Genomic DNA, 24,403 nt, shown 5'->3' with positions numbered 1-24,403 from the left:
CGAATACAAGGAAGAATACATCCAGCTCGTACACGAAACTTATGCAGCAGCATATCAATTGCGAGAATTGCTCAATGACCATCGTTTCTATTAAAACAAATCAAGCCTAGCCAACTTTTTGGCAAGGCTTTTTTAGGTTGAATGGAGATAAGTTGTTAACTTACTTAAATAATCTTTAGATTTTCTTTAGAAATATACTCATTAATTCCTCAGTTTATTTCATTATGATTTTGCTATCGACAAGCGAGGAGGTAAAACCATGGTCAGTAATACAATCTTAGAGCTGCTTCATCAGTATGGATATCTGATTTTTTATTTTGCCTTCTCCCTGGGTCCGTTCGGAATTCCCATTCCGAATGAGATCACGATTATCAGCGGGGCCATCCTGAGCCACACCGGTGCAATCAATGCCGGGATCACTTACTTCTGTATTTTATCCGGACTTTTAACAGCGATCACTGCTGCCTATGTTGCAGGTAAATTGTACGGCGCCAAGAACCTATACCGATTTCAACATAATAAACATTTTATCAAAGCCGAACGAATGCTGAACCAACGGGGCCATTGGGCGATGTCGATCGGTTTGTTTATTCCAGTCGTACGATATGTTCTTCCTCTGGTGATCGGGCTGAGCGGGGTACATTTTAGAAGATTTGCAATGATAACCTATTCCAGTGCTCTACTCTGGACCTTAACGTATTTTGCTGCAGGCATTTACTTTGGAGATCCCCTTCTGTCTGTGCTTCAGTTATTACGCTTTTGAGTCCGTCTTGTATTTGCAAAAATCGATATGAAACCCTTGGAGGAACTTAATTCATGAATTCAGATGAAACGATTTTGTTTTTGAAAAGCTTTGTAAAGAATCCCAAACATGTAGGCAGCATCATACCAAGTTCTCGCTTCCTGGCTAGCAAAATGGTCAGTCATGCACCATGGCCTGAATTCCAGGCCATCGCAGAGCTCGGTGCAGGCACAGGGGCCATCACTCGTTATATTGAAAAACAGGTGCAGGATAGTACCAACGTATTTGTGTTTGAGTCGAATCAGATTATGAGGACTAATTTACAAAAGGCATTTCCCACATTCTCCTTCTATCCGAATGCTGCTCAATTAGTAGCTTCAATGAAGCAAGAAGGCGTTCAGCAATTAGATTGTATCTTTAGCGGATTGCCGTTTTTTAACTTTGAGCCTGAGCTCCGAAACACGTTGGTAGACCAAATCGATCAGGCTCTCAAACCTGGAGGTTTATTCATCGCCTTTCAATATTCGCTTCAGATGAAAAAGACACTTTCCAAACATTTTGTCATCGAGAACATCGATATCGTGCCATTGAATATCCCTCCTGCGTTTGTTTATGTCTGTCGCAAAAAGGAAACAATTTAAACATTCTGGACGATGGATTACACTGGTAGATGTCACGAATTCATTATATTTATTTTAGAGTGGACTAAAAAGGAGCTAGATTTATGAACACCGTACTCGTTGTCGATGATGAACCCGATATCCGCGATGTCATTCATGTCTATTTACGTAACGAAGGATATCACGTCATTGAAGCAGCCGATGGTCTGGAAGCACTCAATATTATAAAAACAACATCGGTTCAACTCGTCATTCTGGATGTTATGATGCCCGTCTTGGATGGAATTCAAGCCTGTCTTAAAATTCGCGAAGTATCCAACACTCCGATCATCATGCTGTCAGCCAAAGAAGAAGACATTGATAAAATCACTGGCCTGACTACCGGAGCCGACGACTATATGGTCAAACCGTTTAATCCATTGGAATTACTCGCTCGTGTCAGGGCTCAGCTGCGGCGTCAAACCCTGATTGGAAAAGCTGAATATAACTCTTTAATTCTCGTTAAAGACCTTGTCATCGATAAAACTAAACATTCCGTGAAGTTAAAAGAGAACGATATTCCGCTTACACCGCTGGAGTTTTCAATACTTGAGCTGCTTGCCAGCCACCCCGGACAGGTATTCAGCTCCGAGAAGATATACGAAACCGTGTGGAAAGAACCTTACGGATATTCGGATAATACCGTGATGGTACACATCCGCAATCTGCGTGAGAAGCTGGAAGTGAACCCAAGAGAGCCTCAATATATTAAAACGGTATGGGGAGTAGGTTACAAAGTTGACTAAGCCGCAATCCAAGCAAACGAAAAAGATACAGTTCCACATCCTCAATCGATTGGTGATCAGTTTTGTTATTTCAATTGTTGGTTCCGTTTGCGTGAATAATATTCTTATTATGACGGCTTCCAAAATCAGTGATGGATTAGAATGGCACTGGCTTCTTAACTTTTTCCCTTATGTCATTACGCCTATTTTTATATTGATCTTCACATTCACTTTTTTGATTGCCACGCGAAAAATAGTCAGAGATCTGGTCTCTTTGGAGCAAGGTCTTCAATTCATATCGGAGGGCCATCTGGATTATCGGGTAGCCGTTAATCGCCAAGACGAATTGGGACGGGTCGCCACCAACATTAATCTCATGACGGAGCAGCTTCAACAACAAATCATGAAGGAACGCGAATTGGAAAAATCCAAAATGGACTTAATTACAGGTATTTCGCATGACCTGCGTACGCCTCTTACGAGTATTATTGGCTACATTGAGCTTCTGCGGACCAATTCCTTTCAAGACGAGGCTGAGTATACACGATTCGTAGAAAACACCTATAACAAAGCAACGCACTTGAAAAAATTGCTGGATGATCTATTTGAATATACTCGTCTTACCTCCGTTGATACCCAATTGGATCTGAGAAAAATTGATTTATTTCAACTTATAGACCAGATGTTATTCGAGTTTGAACCTCTCGCCATGGAAAATGGCATCCACATCGAGAAAGACATTGGCGATTCACCAATGATGACCTATATCGACAGTGATAAGATGGCTCGCGCCATCGATAATCTGTTGATGAATGCCCTGAAGTATTCTTTCAAACCGGGTACGATTCATATCCGAATGGCCATGCAGCCTGAGCATGTAATCATTGAAGTCGAAAATAAAGGAACTCCCCTAACGGCAGAACAGATGGACAAGCTGTTTGACCGGTTTTATAAGGTGGATTATTCAAGAAGCAGCGAAGGCATTCAATCGGGATCCGGGCTCGGCCTTTCAATTGCAAGAAATATTGCAGAGCTGCATCATGGCACCCTAACCCTTCAGCATGAGGATAATGTATTTAGGTTTCGGCTAAGGTTGCCTTCCGGCATCCGGTAGATTTTACAACAATGGAGGATAAATGATTGAAAATACCCAACTTTCTTCTTTTTCTGCTAGCTTTCCTCAAGAATCCGAAAAGAGTAGGAAGCATCTTCCCCAGTTCTGCATTTCTGGCACGTAAAATTATTCAGTCTGTGTATTGGAATGATGTTCGAGCCATAGCAGAGCTTGGGGCAGGAACGGGTGCTATAACACGCATCATGGAAGCCCATTTACCGAGCTCTGCAGCAGTCCTTTTATTTGAAAGAGACCGAAGAATGAGGAAAGCTCTAAAAAAGGAATATCCTCATTTCAAGCTCGCTTCCAATGCCTCCTCTTTAGTAAAGAAAATGAATCAGGAGCAAGTTCTACACTTGGATTGCATTATTAGCGGATTACCTTTGTTTAATTTTTCCAAGACAATGAGAGAACACATTCTTGCTCAAATGACTCAAGCTCTCCGGCCAGGCGGCAGGTTGGTCTTATATCAGTACTCACTTCATATGAAGCAAACTCTGGCTGAAGAGCTGATTATGGAGAACATCCAGTTTGTCCCCTACAATTTCCCACCCGTCTTCGTGTATACATGCCGCAAGAAAGACAACGACACCTGAAAAATATCCACACCTGATCAACTAAGTTAATCGCCCCTGACTCATAAAAATTCGATCGTGTTTCCTTTAATCAAGAAAAGCCGCTTAATTCAGCGGCTATTTTCCATTAAAGCTCAAGTTCATAGGTTTGTTCGATGTGGCGAACTCCCCAGGATTCGTTCTCTTGTTCTTTTATTTTGACGAAACCTTCCTTGGTATACATGGCTATGGCCGTCTCCTGGTCCTCCGTCGTTTCCAGAAAGACGCTGCGGTACCCTTTTTCTCTGCAGTAAGCAATGGCGTCCTGGATGAGCCTCTTTCCGATCCCCATGCCTCTGCAATCTGGATGTAAGATAAACCAGCGAATCTGAGCTCTTTCACCTGAATGACCGATTACCGCAATACTGCCGACAATTTCGTTATCGGCTTCTGCCAGCCAGAACCGATCTTTGTCCGGGCTGTAGGTTTGCAGCAGCTCATAAAACGTCTTGCAGACATATGCTTCGAAAATATGATTATAGCCGCATTCCTCCGCATATACCCAACCGTGAAGATGAATCAATGCCCCGGCGTCCCCGGGTTTTAGTTCGGTCCGGAATTGTATTCTCGGTTTTGCGGAATGGCCAGATAATTCATTCTGAATGGCGGTCATACTTCGGGCGATATCTAACCGGCTCTTGTCAGACAAATTGATAATCATGTTACGAATTTGATCATCGGATAAGGCGTTCATTCGAGCCAAGGTTTCTTCTCCGAATTCCGAGAGATACAGCAAGGACGATCTTGCATCCTCCTTGGATTGAACACGGTAGGTTAGTCCGAGCTTTTCAAACCTCTTCAACATACGGCTCAGGTACCCTGGATCAAGTCCCAGTTGCTCCGTGAGCACACTTGCGGTACAGTGTTCGGCATTGCCTATTTCGTAAAGAACCCGGACCTCCGAGAGAGAAAAGTCACTGTCGAGCAGATGCTTGTCCAGCAGCCCCAGTATCTTGGTGTAAAAACGGTTAAATTCGCGAATAATTGGAATGATCGATGTTAGTGATTTCATAGTTTCCTCCTGACACACAGAACATAATTTACTGGGTTCATTTACTTGACTAAGTCAACTATATACACTTTACCCTATTTTATTTGACTTAGTCAAATAAATGATGATGGCCCACCAAAATAAAGAAAAACCGAATTGCTGCCAAATTGAGGTCACAACTCGGTTCCTTGTAACTACCTACTTGATAAATAACAAAGATCCATATGCCTCTGGAATCAGACCACACCAAAAAAGCCGCCACATGAGCGACTTTCTTCGGTAGTTCGTAAACAATTTAGGATTAAAAACCAGACCCTTTTCTATGAGTTATCCGAATTCAGATTTTGATCAGTCCATCCGAATACCAGACATCTGGAATCATCTCACGTTCCAATTCCAGAAGTTCTTTGATGATCTGGTCCGCGTCACCGATGGAACTAACAAGCGGATCCGTCAACATCGCTCTTCTTAGCTTCTCCAAGCTCTGCTCCACAACGGCCTCTGCCGTAAGCTCATGGGTATCCAGTACAAGCTCCTGCATTCCCCGAATTCCTCTCGGCATCTCACCAACATGAACCGGTTTCGCTCCCTCCATACTTACATCACATAACAGCTCCAGGAACGAATCATCATTCATATTTGTCACTGCCCCATTGTTGAGGGTATTCACGAAGAAGCGTTTCCCCAGATTACCCACCATATTTTCAATAATGTCTGTTGCATGATCCGGGCCGAAGGTATTCATGTAATCGGCAATGGGAATGTCCCCCGAAAGGAAGCCGTCCACTTGCCTCCACATCTCGTCGTGACGATGATAACGGTCCTCTGTCTCCCAGATTGATAACGGCGGGATACGATCCGACGATTTGCCATGACCTTGCCAATACCGGACATATTCCTTCGTATGTGCAGTGCATGTAGGGATATATCCAAAAATATCGTACAACTCATACGTAATGGCGTCGTTATGGAGAGCTTTGGCACCTTGATCACCACCGTTGTTCTCCTCACCAGCGGATTTCCGCATAGCCTCCGCAATCGTCGGCATGACATTCTTGCCTTCGAACTCCGCCTTTAGGAGCCACGTAAAATGATTGACCCCGGCAATGCGGAAATCAAACTTTCGATCGATTTCCTCGGTGAACTCCTTTCTGTCGCCAATGATCCCTGCTCGCACAGCATAATAAGCTTTCTTATGAGGCATATGATGACTGTCACAAAGCGCGAACGATTTCAGCTTCGGTGCATAACGGTGTAACGCTATACCGTGGACGGTAGACGGATTGATATAGTTAATCACCCAAGCATCGGGACAGAGCTCCTCTATGTCTTTGGCGCATTCCATAATGATCGGCAATTCCCGCATCGCACGGAAAATTCCTCCTGGCCCGATTGTATCCCCCGAGCACATACGGATGCCGTATTTCAACGATACCTCGCAATCAATCCCCCGATATTTCACCGATTGTTCTGCGAAGCTGAGTACAACGAAGTCGGCCCCCGGAAGCACCTGTCTTCGGTCTGTCGAGCCCTCAATCTTCAAGGATACATTGTTCTCCCGAGCAACCATCTCCGCAAGTTTCACCATTTTTGCCAGCCGCTCTTCGTCGGTATCGACCAGAGCAAGCGTCCCCTGGTTCAAGTAAGGGGAATGAACCATCTGCCATATGGACTGACGACCAAAAAATAGACTCCCTGCGCCAATAACGACAACCTTAGGCTGCGGCATGTTCGTCGTGTTCATGAATAGCCCTCCTCATGTGATATAAGTTCATTATAGAAGAGTGGCTAATAATCGGAATGTGCAATAGTTTTCAATACATGTCATATCGTACGATATTTAACAACGTGTAAAACCTTTGATATAATGAATTAATTTTAAAGATGTCATGTGGTAAAGGTGGATGAGGAAAGCGGATGAGTGAAAACAGATTGAATATGAGCATCCTTAACGAACTTTCGGAATATATTCATCTCCGGATGAGTTCCTATCTAGAACAGACTCACAATCAAGACTGGACTGAACACAAATCGCATCCTGATTACGATCTTTGGTTCATTCAAGAGGGCTCCATTAAAATGATGATCGATGGGTTCGAATATACGGCAGTCCCGGGGGATGCTATATTTTTTTATCCGGATATGCCCTATATCGCCTCGACGTCCGAGGACGTTTGCCGATTCATATACATCCATTTCGACTTTGGCATCGGCGAGCAGCAGCGAATTCTGGGCGGTTTTCAACTTCCGGGAATTGTGCCGGGCAACCTGATTCAAGAGGAAACCATGCTGTTCACCAGAACATTTCGTCGATTGAAACAGGAGAACGGCACGTCAGGGAACCAACTCTACTTAAAAGCCTCTCTTCTTGCCGTTATCGCAAAGATTATCGAGCTTTACGGTCAGGGCGCCTATGTCGGTCAATTCCTGAACGGCAAGAAACCCAGAAAATCCGAAGGTAGCCTGGACGTATTACAAGACGTATTTCAATATGTCGATGCGAACCTGCATCGTCCCATACGGATGAACGATCTCGCAGCGATGGCAGGGATCTCCGAGAAGTATTTTATTTCCTATTTCAAGAAAACCGTCGGGATCACCCCGGGTCAGTACATTTCCCAGATCAGAATGAATCGCGCGAGGGATTATCTCTACGAGAAAAAGTATACGATCCAACAAATCGCCGGCTTCCTGGGCTATCCGGATCCGTTTACCTTCTCGAAAGCTTTCAAAAAATACTATAACGTGCCTCCATCCAAGTTTGAATGATTAGATTACATTGATGTAGTGTGCAGGAAAAACGCAAAAAAGCCGCCTCATGGCGGCTTCTTCTCCTAGCTGTGCTCCGATTGTATGCTAATCGTTCTGTCCCTACCCTATTTATTCTTCATAGACTACAACGGTTCTGCTTTGCTCTTCCCATAGGACAGTTGCTCTCAATGCCTCACTTATAAAACGAACAGGCACATACGTACTCCCTTTGGTGATGGTGGCTGGCGCATCCAATGATACGTTTTGACCATTGACAGTTGCGGTCTTACTGTCAACCACAAGTTTGATGCTTACTCCATCCTTGGTGACAGTTATGGAGCGTTCTTCAGGGTTCCAGGTGACTTCGGCGTTCAAAGTCTCGGCAATGGCGCGAAAAGGAACGAATGTGTTACCTTTTTTGATGAACGGTTCGGCATCTGTCCCTTCACCATTCACATACAGCTTCACTCCATTCTTTTTACCCGCCTTTTCATTCAGTTTCCCCAATGTTTTGTACAGATCCAGGTTTTTGAAATTAGCCTTTATGGCTTCTTCCTGCAAATACACAGCATCCGTCACACTACCATTATTCTCAAGCATCTCTGCTGCGGTTTCCAATGCCTTATCCTCTTCCATGATAGCTTCCAGTTCTTTTTTCTGTTCGTCCGTCAATTCAGCTGCATATTTTGTGAGCAAAATATCAGCCAAAACGGTACCCGCCGGCTTATCCTTTACATTTTGAATGGCTTTTAACAACCCTTTGTATCCTTTTGGTCCTTTTTTACCGGGTTCTGATGATTCGGTTGTAGGGCTCTCTGTATTCTCTGCCTCTGATACTGAAGGCTCCTTCACTTCATCTTCTTCCGCGCGGACCGTTTCAGAAGGATCGATTTCTTCGGTCTGTTTCTCCTCCGCTTGCCGCTGCTTGTCCTTAGGTGCTTTTGATGATACTTCTTTACTTGGTTTTCCGGGTGGAGTGTTTCCCGGTTTGGCTGAGGCTGTGCCTGCAGCGGTGCCTAACATTAGCGTTAGACTTGTTAACAAGATGACCGTTTTTTTCATCGATGATTCCTCCTGAAGTAAAAATATATGCACCTTCATTATCGGCAGAATGCATACGTTTCGATAGGGAGTTTACAACACCATCAGTGAGAAAAGTACTCTTTTAACTCGATTAAATCATCGATAACGATATCAGCCTGTGAAAGTTCGTCACTTTTGGCAAAATCAAAATTACATCCGATCGCTACCAAACCGTTGTCTTTAGCAGCAAGAATATCCGATAGGCGGTCTCCTATTACAGCTCCATTCGAAATTCCATATTTTACGATAATCTGCTGAACAAGATCTGATTTATTCAACGATTGAATTTGCTGAATGCTAAACGTCTCCGTAACCCAATGATCCAAGCGATAATACGCAACAATGGCTCTTAGATATTCAGTCAAACCATTACTTGCTATGTAAATTGAGAAATCTCTCTTTTTAAAGTAGGCGAATATTTCTTTTACGTTAGGGTATAGAGCCCCTTTACCATTTCTTATATTATGTATTAATCTTTCTAGGAAATACGCATCCGTTAATTCCCTCACCTCTGCAGAATGCTGGGGTAATAACGTTTCCCATACCTTGGGCAGCGGCACCCCCATAATTTCTCGATATTGATTAATGGGTGTAGAATTAAACCATTCATGTCGTGCTCTTAAATGATTAAACGTATCTTCAAGTGATAATTCTAAAATTTTATCTGTTTGAAACAACGTTCCATCCATATCAAATATAAGTGATTGTGACATAGCTGCATCTCCCTCGGTTAAATTACATTATATATTATTATACATATATTAGGTTCTTACGGTGTGACTGAAATGATCTCTCTTAATAACTATTGAAAAAGAGCAGTTTGCCCATTGGCAAGCTGCTCTTTTTATTTCCAACAGATATACCCCTCTACTCTTCATTCGGCACAGTTTAGAGTCGTTCTGAAGTTAGTTCAGTGTCACTTTTTCGTAAAACTTACTTATGCGGGGAAAGAGACGAAATGCGTTGCCGTAAGCAATAGCCTTCATGTTATCTTCGCTAATCTGCATGGCTTCATGGAGTACCGACTCCCGCTGCATGCGTAGTACGCTGTCTGCCGGCCAGGGAATATCTGCACCAAATAGAATCCGATCAGGCCCAATTAACTTTTGGATTGTGCCGAGGTTCAGCGTGGAATCATAGTAGAGATGGTCCAATTTGGCCATTTCGGCTTCGAATAGTTCCGGCGTTGCTTCCACTTGGATGGAATCCTGCCCAATGGCTGCAAGGGCAATCCTCCATTTGATGTACGGAACCATGCCTCCTGTATGAGGAAGAATAAACCTAATTGAAGGGTATTGGTCGAAAATGCGATGAACCGCCATCGTAGTGACAGCACGCGTCGTATCAAAGGTTCCTTCAAGCAGCGCAGGACTCAGTCCGGCAATTTTCTGGGGAATGAGAATCGGGTGAAGAAACACAACCGCACTACGTCGATCCAACTCGCTTAGCAGTTCAGCGTAATCTGGATGACTTAAATATTTCCCTTGATAACTAGTGAGCATTGCAACTCCATCCAGTCCAAGAATATCTAGCGCATATATGGTTTCTTCCAGGGCAGCTTCGGCATCAGGGAGCGGCAGCGTAGCAAATGCACCGTACTTTTCTGGATACTGCTGAGCATACGAAGCAAGCTCTTCATTCATTTTCCGCGCAAGCGTATTGGCAGATGGCTGGTCAATGAATGTCAGATCTGACGGGGCCGAAAGAAACGAAAACGAAATGTCGGCTACACCCATTTTCTCAAGTCCAATCTCGGGCGTCCACTTCGGCATAAAACTCGGAATCTCCATGCCCAGCTCCTTCTGTTTCCTTTGCATTTCTCTAGAAATGATATGATGATGCACATCAATAACGGGATTAAACATATATGATCAGCTCCTTTTATTTGTTTTCAAGCCATTGGTTTAACTGGTTTTGCTTTTCTGCCAATATTTTGTCAACGCCTGCACTCTTTAATTTTTCGATATAAGCTGGCAATTCTGCCGGGTCAAACGTTCCTGTCTGAAATCCAGCGTCATACTGATTCTGGACATTGGTTACCGATGTAATTTGCGTTTTGACCGGATTGATATCGAAGCTGAATCCCATCGCCCTTGATTTTACGGCACTTTCATTTTCACTCTTTAACACCTCCCACATATCAGGGTCATTCCCTTCCCAGATATAGGATAGAAAATTGTTGCCAACTGCGTATTGATTGGAATCATATCCTGATGAGCTCACGCCGTCCGGCTTGGCAATGAGGCCATCGCTCTGTTTAACATAGTGCTTGCCCTCGATGCCATTCGTGAACAGATTAATAACCGCTTCGTCCGAGTAGAACAGTTCCAACACCTGAATTGCCTTATCCGGCTGCTCACTGTTTCTCGCCAAAGACATCATGTTGGAAGCAACGCTATTTCGCGTCATATAGGAATCCTCCAGGGGAACACATGCAAGCTCTGTCCCTGCCGCCAGTGATTCCGAGTAACACTCATTGATATTCCGGATATAGGAGAAGGCTTTGCCCGCCTTGATCAGGTTGGATCCCGTTTCCTGGGATGTTGCAACATCTTTGCTAAAATAACCATTCTCGTACCACTCGCGCATCAGATCGGTCATCGTTGAGAAGCGTTCGGTGGCAAAGAGATTCTGCACGGTGTAATCTGTTCCATTGAAATCCAGTACGCCAGGCGCTGTTCCCAATGGATCGAAATTCAGCATGGCCTGTCCGGGAGTTTCCTGCGAGGTATAGCTGACGATTGGTGTGACTCCCGGCTCTTCATCCTTGATACGTTGCAGCACACCCGAGATATCGCTCCATGTCTTTATGGACGCAAGGTCGATACCATGCTTATCAGCCAGCTCCTTGCTCATCACAAAACTTGGAGATAGTGCCCAGGCTTTGATGCTTGGAACGCCATAGGTTTCACCATTCATTCTTCCGGCTTCCGCCGCTTCTCCCGGAATGGTCTCCAGAATCTTTTGGCCGAATTCATTCAAATGTTCGTCCATAGGCAGCAGCTGCCCCCTGCTGATCTGAGACTCCAGACCAAACCACACACTGGTATACACCAGATCCAGTTTATCGCTGCCAGCCAGCATCAAGTTCATCTGATTCGCATAATTGGAGCCATTTACAGGCAGGAGCTTTACCGTTGCACCTACTTTCTCAGCTGTAATTTCACTAATGGCATCCTGGACCTCCTTGACATCCGTCACGTCACCAAAAGCTGGATACGTCATGACCACTTCGTACAAGCCGGTTTCTGCATCATTTCCGCGTACCGATTCTTCCTCGCTGCCCGAATTTCCGCATGCTGTTAGTAAAACACCAAACAAGGAAACCACCAGCGTGAAACCTACAAACCTTTTTTTTGTAAACATCTTTCTTCACTCCCCCATGTTTGCTATTGGAACAACCTATTGGATGCCGAGCGCTGTTAGCCTTTTACAGCTCCAATGGTCAACCCTTTAACGAAGAACTTCTGGAAAAACGGATAGGCTGCGATAAGCGGCAGTACACCGATGACGGCAATAGCCATTCTCACGCTTGCAAGAGGTACGGATGAAGCGACAGCCGTCTGGCCGGACAAACTGTTCTGCTGTAAATACTGAACATCCGACAACATCCGGTTAAGCAGGTTCTGAATACTGTACAGGCTTCCATCATTGATGAAGATCAGACCGTTAAACCAATCGTTCCAGTACGAAATCATGAGCATCAGACCAATCGTAGCCAGACTAGGAAGCGCTAGCGGGAGAACAATTTTGTAATAAATAACCCATTCATTGGCACCATCCACGTAAGCCGACTCCACAACTTCACCGGGAATTGACGTGGAGAAGAAACTGCGCATCAATAAAATGTAGAAGCCATTAGTCAGTAGATTCGGGATGATCAAGGACCAGATGGTGTCTTTCAAATGGAAGAGGTCCGTATACACCAGGTACATGGGCACGAGCCCGCCATTGAAAAGCAGAGTGAAAAATACAAAGAAGGACAGGAACGAACGAAACGGAAGCACATTTCTCGATAATGGATAAGCGATGAGGGTTGTAATCAGAAGGCCAAGAATGGTTCCCACAATCGTGATGAACGTGGTAATTCCGTACGAGCGCAGAATCAATGAATACTGATTGAACAAGTACACATAAGCGTCGAAACTGAATTGATCTGGAATCAAGCTATATCCATTTCTAATGATGGCTTGTTCCTCGGTAAGCGAAGCGGATATGAGGAGCAGGAACGGAAATGCTGCAGCAATTGCCATCGCGATGAGCACGAAGTGAACCGTTATTTGATAAACTCGATTTGAATACAAGTTGACCACCCCCTTTTACTAAAACAGAGCCAGATCCTTGTCTTTTCGGCGAACGAACGCATTGGTCGTCATGACTAACACAAATCCGACGATGGACTGGTATAGTCCTGCTGCAGATGACATCCCGAAGTCCCCGAAAGTCATCAATCCGCGGTAAACATAAGTGTCAATGACATCCGTAGTAGTTTGCAGTGCACCTGAATTCAACGGAACCTGATAGAACAGTCCAAAATCGGAATTGAAGATGCGTCCAACCGAAAGGAGAACCAGAATAACCATTGTGGGTTTAATCAGTGGAAGGGTGATGCTCCAAACTTGCCTCCACTTGGAAGCTCCATCCAGCGTAGCTGATTCGTAGTACTCCTGGCTGATGCCTACGATGGAGGCCAGATAGACGATGCAGGTATAACCAACATTTTTCCACAGGTACACGACACTTAATATGTAAGGCCATTTCCCAGCGTCTGCATACCACGACACCGAATCGATCCCCAGCCAAGGAAGCACGTAATGGTTGACGAACCCGTTCTCCTCGTTTAGCAAGGCTAGTACCAAATAAGCGACTATAACCATAGAGATGAGGTAAGGCAGTAAAATAATGCTCTGATACAAGCGGGAGAAGAATCTTTTTCTTACTTCGTTTAGCAACACCGCTACGGCTATAGAGAGTATCGTTCCGAGCACGATAAACGCGCCATTGTACAATAATGTGTTTCGGGTAATCACCCAGGCATCCTGCGTTTGGAACAGGTAGGCGAAGTTCTCAAGACCTACCCAGTCGCTTCCCCATATCCCCTTTGCGAAATTAACATTTTTAAATGCAATGATAATGCCAAGCATCGGCAAGTAGTTGTTGATGAACAGATAGATGATACCTGGTAAGATCATGACCAATAGCAACCAATGCCTTTTTATGTTTTGGATGCGATATGCAAAGGCACTACGACGCATGCCCTTCTCCCCCTTTTCTACGTAAAGATACTTGGTGTCGTAAATCAAATATATCCCTCCTTTTCTCTTTCGTGTAAGTTTATCTAACGTTATTTTCTTCTTACAAGAATAATACGCTGTAAACGTCCCCTAGTCATTGGTGTTATCGTCTAAAAAATTCAACGCATCTTGGACTGATACACCAAAAGGAACTCTCTATCCCGACATCCGTGTCAACAATGATCACGTGAGAACACAACATGTCTAGTTTTTCATACATCCTACTTCAGCAAACAAAAAAAGCAGCGCATCAAGGACGCGCTGCATCTTACTCCTAGCAGAAAATAGTTATGAATGAATTTCTGCCATCCGCCTACTGGTTGGGAACGCACGGCCTCCAACAAGCACACCACCCGAGAATACCGCTTCTCGAGGAGGTACCGCTGCCAGCGCATGCATCGCATTCAAGGCATTTACTAAAGAGAAATCGGCGCGATCACCCACTTTTGGAGTTAACGGCGCATTGGAAATCAGCTTGTATGTCTCAAGTAACCAGTGGTCTTCTACCCAACCGGAGGCTTCAGCGAGACGTGACCCACGTGAGAGCATATCGCCATTGCCGAATGGACTCCACGAATCCAGAATATTATCCGAACCGACATGTACAGCTACTCCCGCTTCCAGCAATAGCTTAATGGGCGGCATAGGTCTATCGATAGGTGCACTTGTCATGATGGATACGCCGGTCGCGCACAGCTTTTCTGCCAATGTACGTACCTCTGCTTCAGTAACCTGACCCAAACAATAGGCGTGGCTCACTGAAGTGCGGCCGGACATGCCTGCTTGTTCCGTTAAATCAGCGAAACGATCGATCGTGTATGTTCCGAGGTGATCCGGGTCATGCAGATGTAAGTCGATTCCCGCAGCAAATTCAGCCCCCAGCTCAAACATCGCTTCCAGGCTGGCGTCCACTCGGCGGTCCAGCCCGGCCGGATCCACACCGCCTACATAATCGGCTCCAGCGCGGAGTGCTTGCCGCATGACGGCTACAGATTCGGATCGAAGTAGTCCTTGTTGAGGAAACGCAACGATCTCCATATCCATGCGGCCCCGATATAATTCACGAACTTCCAATATCTCTTCAAGATGCGAAAGACCGATTTGCGGATCAACGTCAACGTGCGTTCGGATCTTGGCCGTACCTTGGGCCAGCATTAAATCCAACAACCGTTTAGCGCGTTCGCCTGCTCCGGTCGGAAGTTCTCCCAGCATGCGTTTCTCGAATTCCAATTGGCCAGGCAGGGTGACAAAGGGCTGCAGTGTCTTCCACGGCTCGCCAAGAAAATGTTTGTCCAGGTGGATATGCATATCTGCCATGGGTGGAACGTAATGCAGACCTCCCGCTTCGAAGACATTTGCCCCGTTATGGTTGGTACCTCCAGATGCAAACTCCGCATCGGTTGCAGCTGTTTCAATGCTGATGATTGTTCCCGTCGTTCGATCAATCGTTAGATCGAATAGATCATCTGCCCATTTTACGTTTTTAATGATGGTTAACTGTTTCTCCATAGCTTCATCCCCTTCACTCGTGTTTCAATGGTATCCATAGCATGTGATTTCCGCAGCCATTCTATTGCTTTTGAACCATACTACCCACCTGCACACCCGATTTCCAAACCATTCTTGTTTCCGGCCTATCCAGCAGCACGTCCCTTTCTGATCGTTCCCAGAACAATACCATATCTGCCGTAGCGCCTACCTTCATTCCATAATTTTTAATACCCAAAGCCTGAGCTGCGTTATACGTCAGCATCCTGATCAACGCAAGGGCATCCCGTTCCCCGCCCATATACGAAGTGACTGCCAGAAGCCAGGCGACCTCTAACGGATCCGCTTTGCCAAACGGTGTAAATGCGTTGCGGACATTATTGACGCCAATTGCTACATTCACACTGCATTCCTGCAGCAATTTCACTGGCGCCAAGCCTCTGCGCGGCCCTTCCGCATCTCCTCGACCATTCAAAAACAGGTCGGTCATCGGCAGCGTAATAACGCTGATCCCGGCACGATGCAGAAGTTCCGCGATATCCATGGCTTCATGCTCAGGCAGAGAACCGAGCGAGGTTACATGTCCGGCAGATACCTGTCCCTGCATTCCTGTGATGAGTGTTCTTCTGGCTATGTCCGCAATGGCACGGTCCTTGGGATTGTCCGAAAAATCCGTATGAAAATCCAGCGGTTTTCCGTATTTTTCTGCCAGACCAAATGCAAAATCCAAGTGATCTTCCAGGCATTCATCCTGATACGTGATTCCTCCGACGACGTCAGCCCCCATACGCAGCGCTTCCTCCATTAACTCTTCCGTCCCAGGACTTCTGAATACGCCTTCTTGCGGAAAGGCAACCACCTGCAAATCCAGTTGATCTCTTATAGATTGTTTCAGATGGAGAGCCGACTCCATTGCCTTGAGACCAAGAATCGGATCCACCTCAGCATGGCAGCGCATATGGGTAACACCGTTGCTGACGGCATGACGAATGACAGCAAGCGACCGCTCGTACATGTCCTCGTCTGTAAAAGAACTTTTCAGTTTAGCCGTTATCTGAATTGCGTCTTGGAGAGAATCTGCATCCCGATCCATGACATCCAGTAAATAGGCTTTTTCCAGGTGAATATGCGGCTCGACAAAGCCGGGCAGCAGCAAGCCTCCTTTGGCTTGAACGACATTCATCGCTTCCGATATTCCTTCACCGTATGGTGAGATAAATGCAATTTTACCTGAGGATACCCCCACATCCATTCGCCTTCCATCCTTGGATAACACGGTATCGGTGATAAGCAAATCAACCATGACAGCCCTCCAATCATGTACGCTTTGGTTACATGTTAAAAACAATTCAAGCATATTCCACTCTGCAGGGGGAAGTCATTGGATGATAAAGATAAAAATAATTTGGATTATTGGACGAACAAGCCAAAGATATTTACTCGCAAGGATCATAATGTTATATTACTTAACAATAGTTTAACTTGTTCCAGAAAGGGATGGGTCGATGTGCTGCTGATAGATTTGCTCAATAACGGCATTTACGATGATGCCAGAGTGATTACTGGGCACAAGGGTCTTACTCGCGAGGTTCAAACCGTTAACATTATGGACTGTCCAGATATCATACGGTTTTTAAGGCCCAACGAGCTCTTGCTGACCAACGGCTATTTCATGAAACAGCAACCTGAGGTGTTCATTCACCTGATCAGGGACATGCAGCGGCTTCGCTGCTCCGGTTTGGCCATCAAAACCAAGCGTTTTGAACTTCCGATCCCTGATGAAATATTACATGAAGCCGACCGTATCGAATTTCCTATCATTGAAATTTCCGATGTATGTCTATCCCTTGGTGAGATTTTGCAACGATCGACCAGTGTTATTCTGAACAATAAGAGCGACGAACTCCAATATGCACTTAGCATTCACAAAAAATTCTCCGAAATGATCATGCGAGGCAAAGGAATTTCCGGCATTATCCAGTCCTTGTCCAAACTACTCTCCTCCCCAGTCATCCTGCTAAACAACAAATGGAAAACCATTGCTGCCACCAATCAAAATGCAAATATTACTGAGCTTACCGCAGCTGCAGTTACTGCACTTCACAACTTGTCCGATACCTCCAGCCCGACTTCATTGTGCTTAATCGACTCATCCCTTCGGGAACGCAGCTGCATGCTAGTATATCCTGTAAAAACGTATCGTCACGAAGGCTATTTGTTATCTTTTCATACGCCAGATCAATGGACTGGTCTGTACGGTTTAACGCTTGAACAAGCCTCCAACGTCATTGGAATGGAGCTGACCAAATCCCAAGCAGTCAAGGAACGTTCCCGCAGGCATAAAAACGAGTTTTTTTCCGATTTGATCGAGGGATATATTACTTTCGAGCAGGAAGCGCTGAACCGCGGCAAGAAATACGGGCTTAGAAAGGGTTATTCTTGTGTCGTGCTGGCTATTCGTAATGACGAGGCGGCGGCTCTAAAGGGAGACAACTTGACCGAACAAGAGGAGCAATACGAGCACATTAAACGTCATTTTGGTGCGTTGGAGCATTCTTTCACCATGTTTACCAAACATGATACCTACTGCATTCTGCTATCCATCCCGGAGTCAGGCTGGGACGAGGTGAAGCTCACCGAGCATCTCACAGGAATGCTTAAACACCTCCATTATGAGAATGGAATGAGCATGTCGGTTGGCATCGGCAAACCTGCAATGAATGTGCTCGGCGTTCGCCATTCTTACACAGAAGCAGTCAATGCGTTGCAATTCGGCTATCGATTTAAACGCAAACAATTTGTCCAATCCTATCAAGCCAAGGATATCGGGTATTTATTCCATATGCTTCCCCACGACGAACTAAAACAATTTTACGAATCGACTCTAGATGGATTATTGCAAATCGCCGACGAATCCGAAAGAAAAGAGCTGCTCCGTACCTTGAATGCATTTTATGAAACACAATGCCAGCTTGTCGAAACATCCAAACAGCTTTTCGTGCATCGGAATACGGTAGTGTACAGATTGGAAAAGTGTGAAAGACTCCTGGATGTTAAACTCAAAGATCCCGCTGAAAGTCTACGAATTCGTATAGCGCTTGCGATCGAACCTTTATTGCTGCAAAAAGATTAAGAGACACATCTTCATGAAGGTTCTTGTTTCGTCAAACATCCTATGCGATGCATCCCGCTGTTCTACCGGTATCTCACTAAAAAAAACAGCCGCTCTCAGGATCTCTGTGATCGGCTGCAGATTATTTTTTTCAACGAACGCTATCATTGACATGAACGATATATACATTTATGGCCGAAACACGAAACGAGAAGCTATCGACAAAAGGAGGCCCATTATTAAAAGTGACGCCCACGAGTCATGAGCAAACATTTGAACAAGCTCCCATACGTTTGAAGGGCCAGATTGAGGTCCATCACGATATGGATAATTAAAAAATAGAGGAAGAGCTGCAGTGATAATAAAAATTGCTCCAAGCACAAGTAAGGATTGTGATGCCATTTTTCTCATCATGAACCGCACCTCTAATTTCAGTTTTGTCAGTTCCTATGAACACAACCTGATCACACTTCTCCCCAAAATATCTCCGTTTCATAATCAAAAAGAACAGTACCCTCCCGTTTATTTCGATCAAATATGTTCTGAAGCTCAGACATCATCGGAGTATAATTGGGATGACCGGGCACAGGACTGTAGGAAGATGATCGCAATCTGCCTTTCAAGCCCTCGAAGTCGAACTCCTGACTCATTTGAAAGTTTGCTTTCTGCATCGTGCCTTCCTTGAAAAAGGAATGAAGCACAGACTCAGAAATATTCTTATGATTCACTTTTTCATAGTCGGTTCCGTACGCATGCAGCAGCTGATCGTATTCTACACGAAACGAGTTACCGCTAGTAAGACGGGAATTCCAGATTAATACCACTTTACCTCCCGGCTGTAAAATCCGCCTAAACTCGGTCTGCGCTGCCAAGCGGTCAAACCAGTGAAACGCCTGTGCGCACACAATAAATTCTACCGAATGATCAGGTAATCCCGTAGATTCTGCAGAGCCTGATATCGTCTGAAAGTTCGGTTCATTCTCTAGCATCTGCTCGGCGGCTGCGCGCATGGCCTGATTCGGCTCGACGGCTATAACATAGCTCCCACGTTCCAGAAGTAATTTCGAGAAAATCCCTGTCCCTGAACCAACATCTGCGATCTTACTGTTCGAATGCAAACCAACGGAGTTGTACAGATAATCAATAGCCTTTTTCGGATAACTCGGGCGGTAGTTCGTATAGGAATCAACCCGGTTTGAAAACCGTTCTTCATTTTTCATCTGTCATCAGGTCTCCTTTGAATTAGACTATCTAAAGCACCATTTCACTACCTTCTCTCTTTTATCTCAGAAACCCTTCCTGTTTATTCCATATTCTTCCCATAAAAAAACAGACCCCGGGCAGCGTATGCTCGCGATCTGTTATTGCCATTGAACTCGTATGATGTAACCCGCGTTTACTTTAAATGGATCTTGAACACATCTCCAGCTTCACCACCAAAAACGATAAAGCCGGCTTTGGGAAGCTCAATGGATTGTTGATCAGTAGCGACGGAAAAGTGAACCACTTCACCCTGCTCATTATATACAGCGTAACCGCCGCCATTCGGCGAATCTACCGTCAACGATTTGTTTGCAGAACGAGAATCGATAGCAAACCAACGGGCTTGACCGCTCGCCGGTATGGTGGCCTTACCTGTCTTGCCGCCAAAGACCGGTGTAATCGCATCCTCTGCAATATATTCCTGTCCGTCCTGAATCAAAATCTCAGCATTATTCTTGGTGTAAAATTGCAGATCGAAAGCATCTCTACCGTTCATCACGGGAATCTCTGCGACATTCACTGCATGGTCTGAATCTACAATTTGAGTGCCGTTTGCATAACCGTTCTCCGTATCCACGCTCAGATTTTTGATTAGCATCGAAGGAAGCAGATAAAAAATCGATGTGATTTTTTCATCTAGTGCGTAATATTTGGAGCCGTTGCGATCTGCCCATTTCTTTCCTGTGGCTGTGTTCAAAGGGTTGGGATCCAACTTTTGATAATCATACGTGTTCATCACCGTTTGACCTAGACCCGGCAATGAAATCACTGCCTGCACCTTAACATACACTTTCCCGTTTTGTTCCTTCACGAAACTGGCCTTCACACTTCCATCCGCACTTGTGAATTGCCCCTCTCCAGTGTAGACATACTTCTGCTCTGGAATGATTCCGCCCTGCAAAGCTGGCAGTGTGATTTCGTCGTTTTTGACCTGAATATCCAGTGTTGTACCTACTGTACCATATAGACCCGAATACGCATTAAGTTCCGTAGGCATCTTCACTTTTACGGGTGGGGAGGATGTCTGATCTTCCTTGATTTTCTTGATGACACCCTGATCCTCCAATACCTCCAGCAGTACTTTGCTCGCAAACATCTGATTGTAGATGGAGGACCCACCTGAGGACAGAACGGCCATTGAAATATCATGCTCAGGTATAGTGATTAGTGATGCATGATACATCATGGTGTCACCACCTTTGGCAAGTGCAGTAATACCATAATCGCTAAACGGGGCAAGATCCACAGCATCCCATCCCAGGCCATAATTGAACGTGTTTCGCTCATCTGATACCCATATTCCTTGTCGATATTCATGATTTTGCATAGACTTGACCGAGGATTCGGACAATATGTCCGGTCTATTACCCATCAATACTTCAGCAAATTCGGTCAATTCTTCGGATGTGGAGTATATCCCGCCTGTACCAAGAATGTTCGCATTTTCAACTGGCATTTTGGTTTCAATCGTGGGCCAATACGCTTCAGATAATTGATCTCTATTGAATGCATCCAGCGGTGTTTTGGTTGCTTCCAGCTGTAACGGATTACTGATAAACTTGGCGACATAATCGCTGTAGCTTAAACCACTCACGCGTTCAACCAGGATCTCAAGCAATTGAAAGCCATCGTTACAGTAGACAGAATATGAGCCAGGTTTCGATTTTAACTTTTCAGTTTTGAGTTTAAGCAATAGTTCATCGTGGTTGCGCATGTCATTGTCGTCAAACAGCATGCTGTTCCCGTAATGTGAACCGTAGAGACCCGATGAATGATTCATCAGCATACGCGGGGTAATTTGGGTGTACCTGGCATCCGCCATCTCAAAGTCCTGAATATAGGTAGTAAGAGGCTCATCCAGATCTACTTTCCCGGAATCCACCAGCATCATGGTGGCTGCAGTGACAACCATCTTGCTCACCGAGCCAATGCCGTACATACTTTCCCTGGTGACTGGTGTCTGGGATGCTTTGTCTTGAAAGCCCGTGCTGCCCGACAATATGATTTCCCCTTGATCCCTAATGGCATATTGCAGACTTGTGACTCCATAATTTTGCACCAAATCTGCGGCCATTCGTTCTACCTGCTTTTCAATTGAAGTGCTCTTATTCGCCTCTGCCTTGACGTCTGTCATCGGAGTGATCACAAGCACCGCTGTAAATAACACACTGAAAAGTTTCTTCATCCTCAGCTTCCTCCCTCAGTACTTTCGATAAGATGAATTCATCATATCTGGGAAGAGACACTCTGAACGTGAACAAACCCTGAATGGAAAAAAACAATCCCTGAACGGCATGTTCAGAGACTGTTGACTTCAAAGGGCAGCACGACCATGTTATTGAATGTCCGATGATGATGTTCAATTGTCATATGCCCTCCGTACTTTTCACACATTCTTGATATATTCGTAAGGCCGATTCCGTGATACTCCGGATTGGGCTTCTCACTCTTCAAATGTGTTAATGATTGCTCTACATGATTCAACACCTGGACAATAATTGCAGAGGCAGTAGAGTGAATCGCGATCAGGATATATCTGTCTTCAGCCTGTCTGACTTTCTTGGAAGCTTCGACGGCATTATCCAGCATATTGCCAAGTACAACGCAGAGATCATAACGATCGATATGGACCTGTTGAGAATGAAGCTGAATGCGGGCGTCAATCTTGATCCCGTTTGCCTGTCCTACGGCTATGGTATTCGTGACAAGCGCATCGATCACGAGATTGCCGGAGTTCACCCGCTGGTACACGCCTTCAATCTTATTCAAGGTTAGCTTTATATGATCAGAAGCCGCTTCATGTTTGTTTTGCTTGATACATTCTTCAATGTACAGAAACTGCTGATGAATATCATGGATGATGCCTTTCACATTTTTGAAACTGTGCACTGTCTTCTCGTAGTTGGCGTCCTGATAATCCATCTGACGCTGCAGCTGGGCATTCTCATTCGCAAGCTGAACCTTCTCCACCATATTATCGAATACATAGACAATGAACACATTGAGAAACAGCGAGCCCATCACGGAAATGATATAAAAGATGTTTTTCTCACTGTAGTTCGAAGCCACATTAATCTGATATAACGTAATGATCGGTACAATGAGAAATAAAAGATAATAGCGATAGTGCAGGGCGAAACTTCTTCGTTTGGCAATAAGACGAACGACCTGAATGACAATAAACATGAGACTGCAGCCAAGCAGCATGACCTTGTAGAACACCTCATGATAACCCTCGTTGAAGTGATCCCATGTGGTGTAATCCGTAGCGTCCCAGACACTCATAATATATACAGCAATATAATTCACCATGGTGACCAGTACGGCATAAAGGACCGTGAAAACCAGTTTTAGCTTCAACTCCACGTCATAGGATTGCGCCAGACTGAAGATAAATATTAATACAACCAACGACGAGATGAGCGAAGGCAATGTAGAAGCCAGATAGAAAAAACATAAGACAATAAACAGGACAAAATAGACCACTCTGTTCGGCTTTTGCCTGGACTTGCCCAGTACCGAGTTGAAATAAAAATTCACCTGGAATGCCATAAGCAGCGTAACGACGATGACAGACAAGATCGTAAATGGTTCCATATCATTGAATCCTCATAATCATATATTTGGTGTAAGCATCCTTGACTTCCTTGACTTTGGAACGGCCGATGGGCAATTCAGCACCATTTAACATGACGACCTGGGAGCCGCTAAACTTCTGGACATGCAACAGGTTAATGATAATCGAGCGATGAATTTGCAAGAAGCCATGATCCTTCAACGCATCAGCATAATTCGAAATAATGCCTTTACTTTCATGCGTGCTTTCGTTGGTCACAAAATTCAGTTTGTTTTTGATCGTTAAACTCTTCATCACTTCAATCCAGAGAATATCATCGTATTTCAACAACAATTCTTCATAAGCTGATTTGATTAATACAAACTTTTTGTCCATTGATCTCAAGTACTGGCATAGTTTAATCATTTTCTCCTCGAAGATATGTGTCTGGATCGGTTTGATCAGATATTGAAAAGTAACCACATCGAAGCTCTCTACCATATACTCCGGATAGCTGGTCAGAAACATGATTTGCACATCCAGAAATTTCATCGTTCTGATTTCTTTGGCTGCCTGTATGCCGTTCATCCCATTCATCTCCACATCCATAATGAGAATATGGAAGGTATCCCCAGCCGTTTTGTAATGAGAAATCAACTCTTCACCGGATGCAAATAAGGCAACTTGGAAATCAATATTCGTTTTCAGAGATAAGGAGATCAGCATCGCTTTCACGAACTCTCTTTGTTTCTCCTCATCATCACAAATGGCAACATTAAACATAATAGAACATCCGCCCTTCATTTGACGACAATTCTGAGTTTCACTCTCAAATATACTACTTTATCATACATTTCAGGGGGAAATGGGATGAAACGCATGTTTCAAACCCTAAACTGCATGGAGACCGGTTAGATCCGTTGAAATTTTTATATTATCGAACCACTATTGCTTGCTACCCGTGTCATTGATCAACTTTGAGAAACATTTTTTCTTTGGATTAAATAGGCT

General features: G+C 44.7%; 21 protein-coding genes. 7 read left to right on the top strand and 14 right to left on the bottom strand.

The window, feature by feature from the left end:
• Nucleotides 1–259: 259 nt before the first annotated feature.
• The 5 genes from PIL01S_RS06645 to PIL01S_RS06625 all read left to right on the top strand — a co-directional run bounded on the left by PIL01S_RS06645 (nt 260) and on the right by PIL01S_RS06625 (nt 3,836).
• Nucleotides 260–763, top strand: a complete 504-nt coding sequence (locus PIL01S_RS06645) for a DedA family protein (RefSeq protein WP_127536822.1) — start codon at nt 260–262, stop codon at nt 761–763.
• A 53-nt stretch (nt 764–816) separates the two neighbouring features.
• The gene (locus tag PIL01S_RS06640) at nt 817–1,383 is read left to right on the top strand and encodes a class I SAM-dependent methyltransferase (RefSeq protein WP_127536821.1); all 567 of its coding nucleotides are present in this window, start codon (nt 817–819) and stop codon (nt 1,381–1,383) included.
• Between the two features lie 83 nt (nt 1,384–1,466).
• Complete coding sequence (locus PIL01S_RS06635; RefSeq protein WP_127536820.1) at nt 1,467–2,147, top strand: response regulator transcription factor; 681 nt, start codon at nt 1,467–1,469, stop codon at nt 2,145–2,147.
• Nucleotides 2,140–3,240, top strand: coding sequence for a sensor histidine kinase (locus PIL01S_RS06630; RefSeq protein ID WP_246058105.1), 1,101 nt, complete (start codon nt 2,140–2,142; stop codon nt 3,238–3,240). The genes PIL01S_RS06635 and PIL01S_RS06630 overlap by 8 nt, the downstream gene beginning before the upstream one ends.
• Nucleotides 3,241–3,266: 26 nt before the next feature.
• Nucleotides 3,267–3,836, top strand: coding sequence for a class I SAM-dependent methyltransferase (locus PIL01S_RS06625; RefSeq protein WP_127536819.1), 570 nt, complete (start codon nt 3,267–3,269; stop codon nt 3,834–3,836).
• Nucleotides 3,837–3,942: 106 nt separating this feature from the next.
• On the opposite strand, the gene PIL01S_RS06620 is transcribed toward PIL01S_RS06625, so the two are convergent.
• Nucleotides 3,943–4,866 carry a bifunctional helix-turn-helix transcriptional regulator/GNAT family N-acetyltransferase gene (locus tag PIL01S_RS06620; protein WP_127536818.1) on the bottom strand — a complete coding sequence of 308 codons (924 nt, stop codon included), beginning with the start codon at nt 4,864–4,866 and terminating at the stop codon, nt 3,943–3,945.
• A 316-nt stretch (nt 4,867–5,182) separates the two neighbouring features.
• Nucleotides 5,183–6,589, bottom strand: a complete 1,407-nt coding sequence (locus PIL01S_RS06615; RefSeq protein ID WP_127536817.1) for a family 4 glycosyl hydrolase — start codon at nt 6,587–6,589, stop codon at nt 5,183–5,185.
• Between the two features lie 173 nt (nt 6,590–6,762).
• Between PIL01S_RS06615 and PIL01S_RS06610 the strand changes: the two genes are divergently transcribed.
• Nucleotides 6,763–7,614 (top strand): helix-turn-helix transcriptional regulator, encoded by an 852-nt coding sequence (locus tag PIL01S_RS06610; protein ID WP_127536816.1) that lies wholly within the window; start codon nt 6,763–6,765, stop codon nt 7,612–7,614.
• Nucleotides 7,615–7,725: 111 nt separating this feature from the next.
• Here the strand turns inward: PIL01S_RS06610 and PIL01S_RS06605 are convergent, their stop codons facing one another.
• From PIL01S_RS06605 to PIL01S_RS06570, 8 genes are all read right to left on the bottom strand, one after another.
• Nucleotides 7,726–8,658: a copper amine oxidase N-terminal domain-containing protein gene (locus tag PIL01S_RS06605; RefSeq protein ID WP_127536815.1), complete on the bottom strand. Its 933-nt coding sequence runs from the start codon at nt 8,656–8,658 to the stop codon at nt 7,726–7,728.
• Between the two features lie 83 nt (nt 8,659–8,741).
• Nucleotides 8,742–9,392: an HAD hydrolase-like protein gene (locus PIL01S_RS06600; RefSeq protein WP_127536814.1), complete on the bottom strand. Its 651-nt coding sequence runs from the start codon at nt 9,390–9,392 to the stop codon at nt 8,742–8,744.
• 192 nt (nt 9,393–9,584) lie between these two features.
• Nucleotides 9,585–10,544, bottom strand: coding sequence for an amidohydrolase family protein (locus tag PIL01S_RS06595; RefSeq protein ID WP_127536813.1), 960 nt, complete (start codon nt 10,542–10,544; stop codon nt 9,585–9,587).
• A gap of 16 nt (nt 10,545–10,560) precedes the next feature.
• A complete protein-coding gene (locus tag PIL01S_RS06590; protein WP_127536812.1) occupies nt 10,561–12,045 on the bottom strand; it encodes an ABC transporter substrate-binding protein in 1,485 nt (494 codons plus the stop codon).
• Between the two features lie 56 nt (nt 12,046–12,101).
• Nucleotides 12,102–12,992 carry a carbohydrate ABC transporter permease gene (locus PIL01S_RS06585; protein WP_371859921.1) on the bottom strand — a complete coding sequence of 297 codons (891 nt, stop codon included), beginning with the start codon at nt 12,990–12,992 and terminating at the stop codon, nt 12,102–12,104.
• 9 nt (nt 12,993–13,001) lie between these two features.
• Complete coding sequence (locus PIL01S_RS06580) at nt 13,002–13,934, bottom strand: ABC transporter permease (RefSeq protein WP_127536811.1); 933 nt, start codon at nt 13,932–13,934, stop codon at nt 13,002–13,004.
• Nucleotides 13,935–14,261: 327 nt separating this feature from the next.
• The gene (locus tag PIL01S_RS06575; RefSeq protein ID WP_127536810.1) at nt 14,262–15,482 is read right to left on the bottom strand and encodes an amidohydrolase family protein; all 1,221 of its coding nucleotides are present in this window, start codon (nt 15,480–15,482) and stop codon (nt 14,262–14,264) included.
• A gap of 61 nt (nt 15,483–15,543) precedes the next feature.
• Nucleotides 15,544–16,764 (bottom strand): amidohydrolase family protein, encoded by a 1,221-nt coding sequence (locus PIL01S_RS06570; protein ID WP_127536809.1) that lies wholly within the window; start codon nt 16,762–16,764, stop codon nt 15,544–15,546.
• Nucleotides 16,765–16,968: 204 nt separating this feature from the next.
• Between PIL01S_RS06570 and PIL01S_RS06565 the strand changes: the two genes are divergently transcribed.
• A complete protein-coding gene (locus PIL01S_RS06565) occupies nt 16,969–18,594 on the top strand; it encodes a PucR family transcriptional regulator (protein WP_127536808.1) in 1,626 nt (541 codons plus the stop codon).
• 443 nt (nt 18,595–19,037) lie between these two features.
• Here PIL01S_RS06565 and PIL01S_RS06560 read toward each other — a convergent pair whose 3' ends face one another.
• The 4 genes from PIL01S_RS06560 to PIL01S_RS06545 all read right to left on the bottom strand — a co-directional run bounded on the left by PIL01S_RS06560 (nt 19,038) and on the right by PIL01S_RS06545 (nt 24,175).
• Nucleotides 19,038–19,793, bottom strand: coding sequence for a class I SAM-dependent methyltransferase (locus PIL01S_RS06560; protein ID WP_127536807.1), 756 nt, complete (start codon nt 19,791–19,793; stop codon nt 19,038–19,040).
• Nucleotides 19,794–19,969: 176 nt separating this feature from the next.
• Nucleotides 19,970–22,021, bottom strand: a complete 2,052-nt coding sequence (locus PIL01S_RS06555) for a serine hydrolase domain-containing protein (protein ID WP_127536806.1) — start codon at nt 22,019–22,021, stop codon at nt 19,970–19,972.
• 113 nt (nt 22,022–22,134) lie between these two features.
• Nucleotides 22,135–23,433, bottom strand: coding sequence for an ATP-binding protein (locus tag PIL01S_RS06550; protein ID WP_127536805.1), 1,299 nt, complete (start codon nt 23,431–23,433; stop codon nt 22,135–22,137).
• A 1-nt stretch (nt 23,434) separates the two neighbouring features.
• Nucleotides 23,435–24,175 carry a LytR/AlgR family response regulator transcription factor gene (locus PIL01S_RS06545; protein WP_127536804.1) on the bottom strand — a complete coding sequence of 247 codons (741 nt, stop codon included), beginning with the start codon at nt 24,173–24,175 and terminating at the stop codon, nt 23,435–23,437.
• Nucleotides 24,176–24,403 lie beyond the last annotated feature (228 nt).

Origin of the sequence: Paenibacillus illinoisensis NBRC 15959, assembly GCF_004000925.1 — a bacterium.
Classification (GTDB): domain Bacteria; phylum Bacillota; class Bacilli; order Paenibacillales; family Paenibacillaceae; genus Paenibacillus; species Paenibacillus illinoisensis.
Note: the sequence above shows the minus strand (reverse complement) of the source record. Positions and strands in the feature narration are given on the sequence as shown.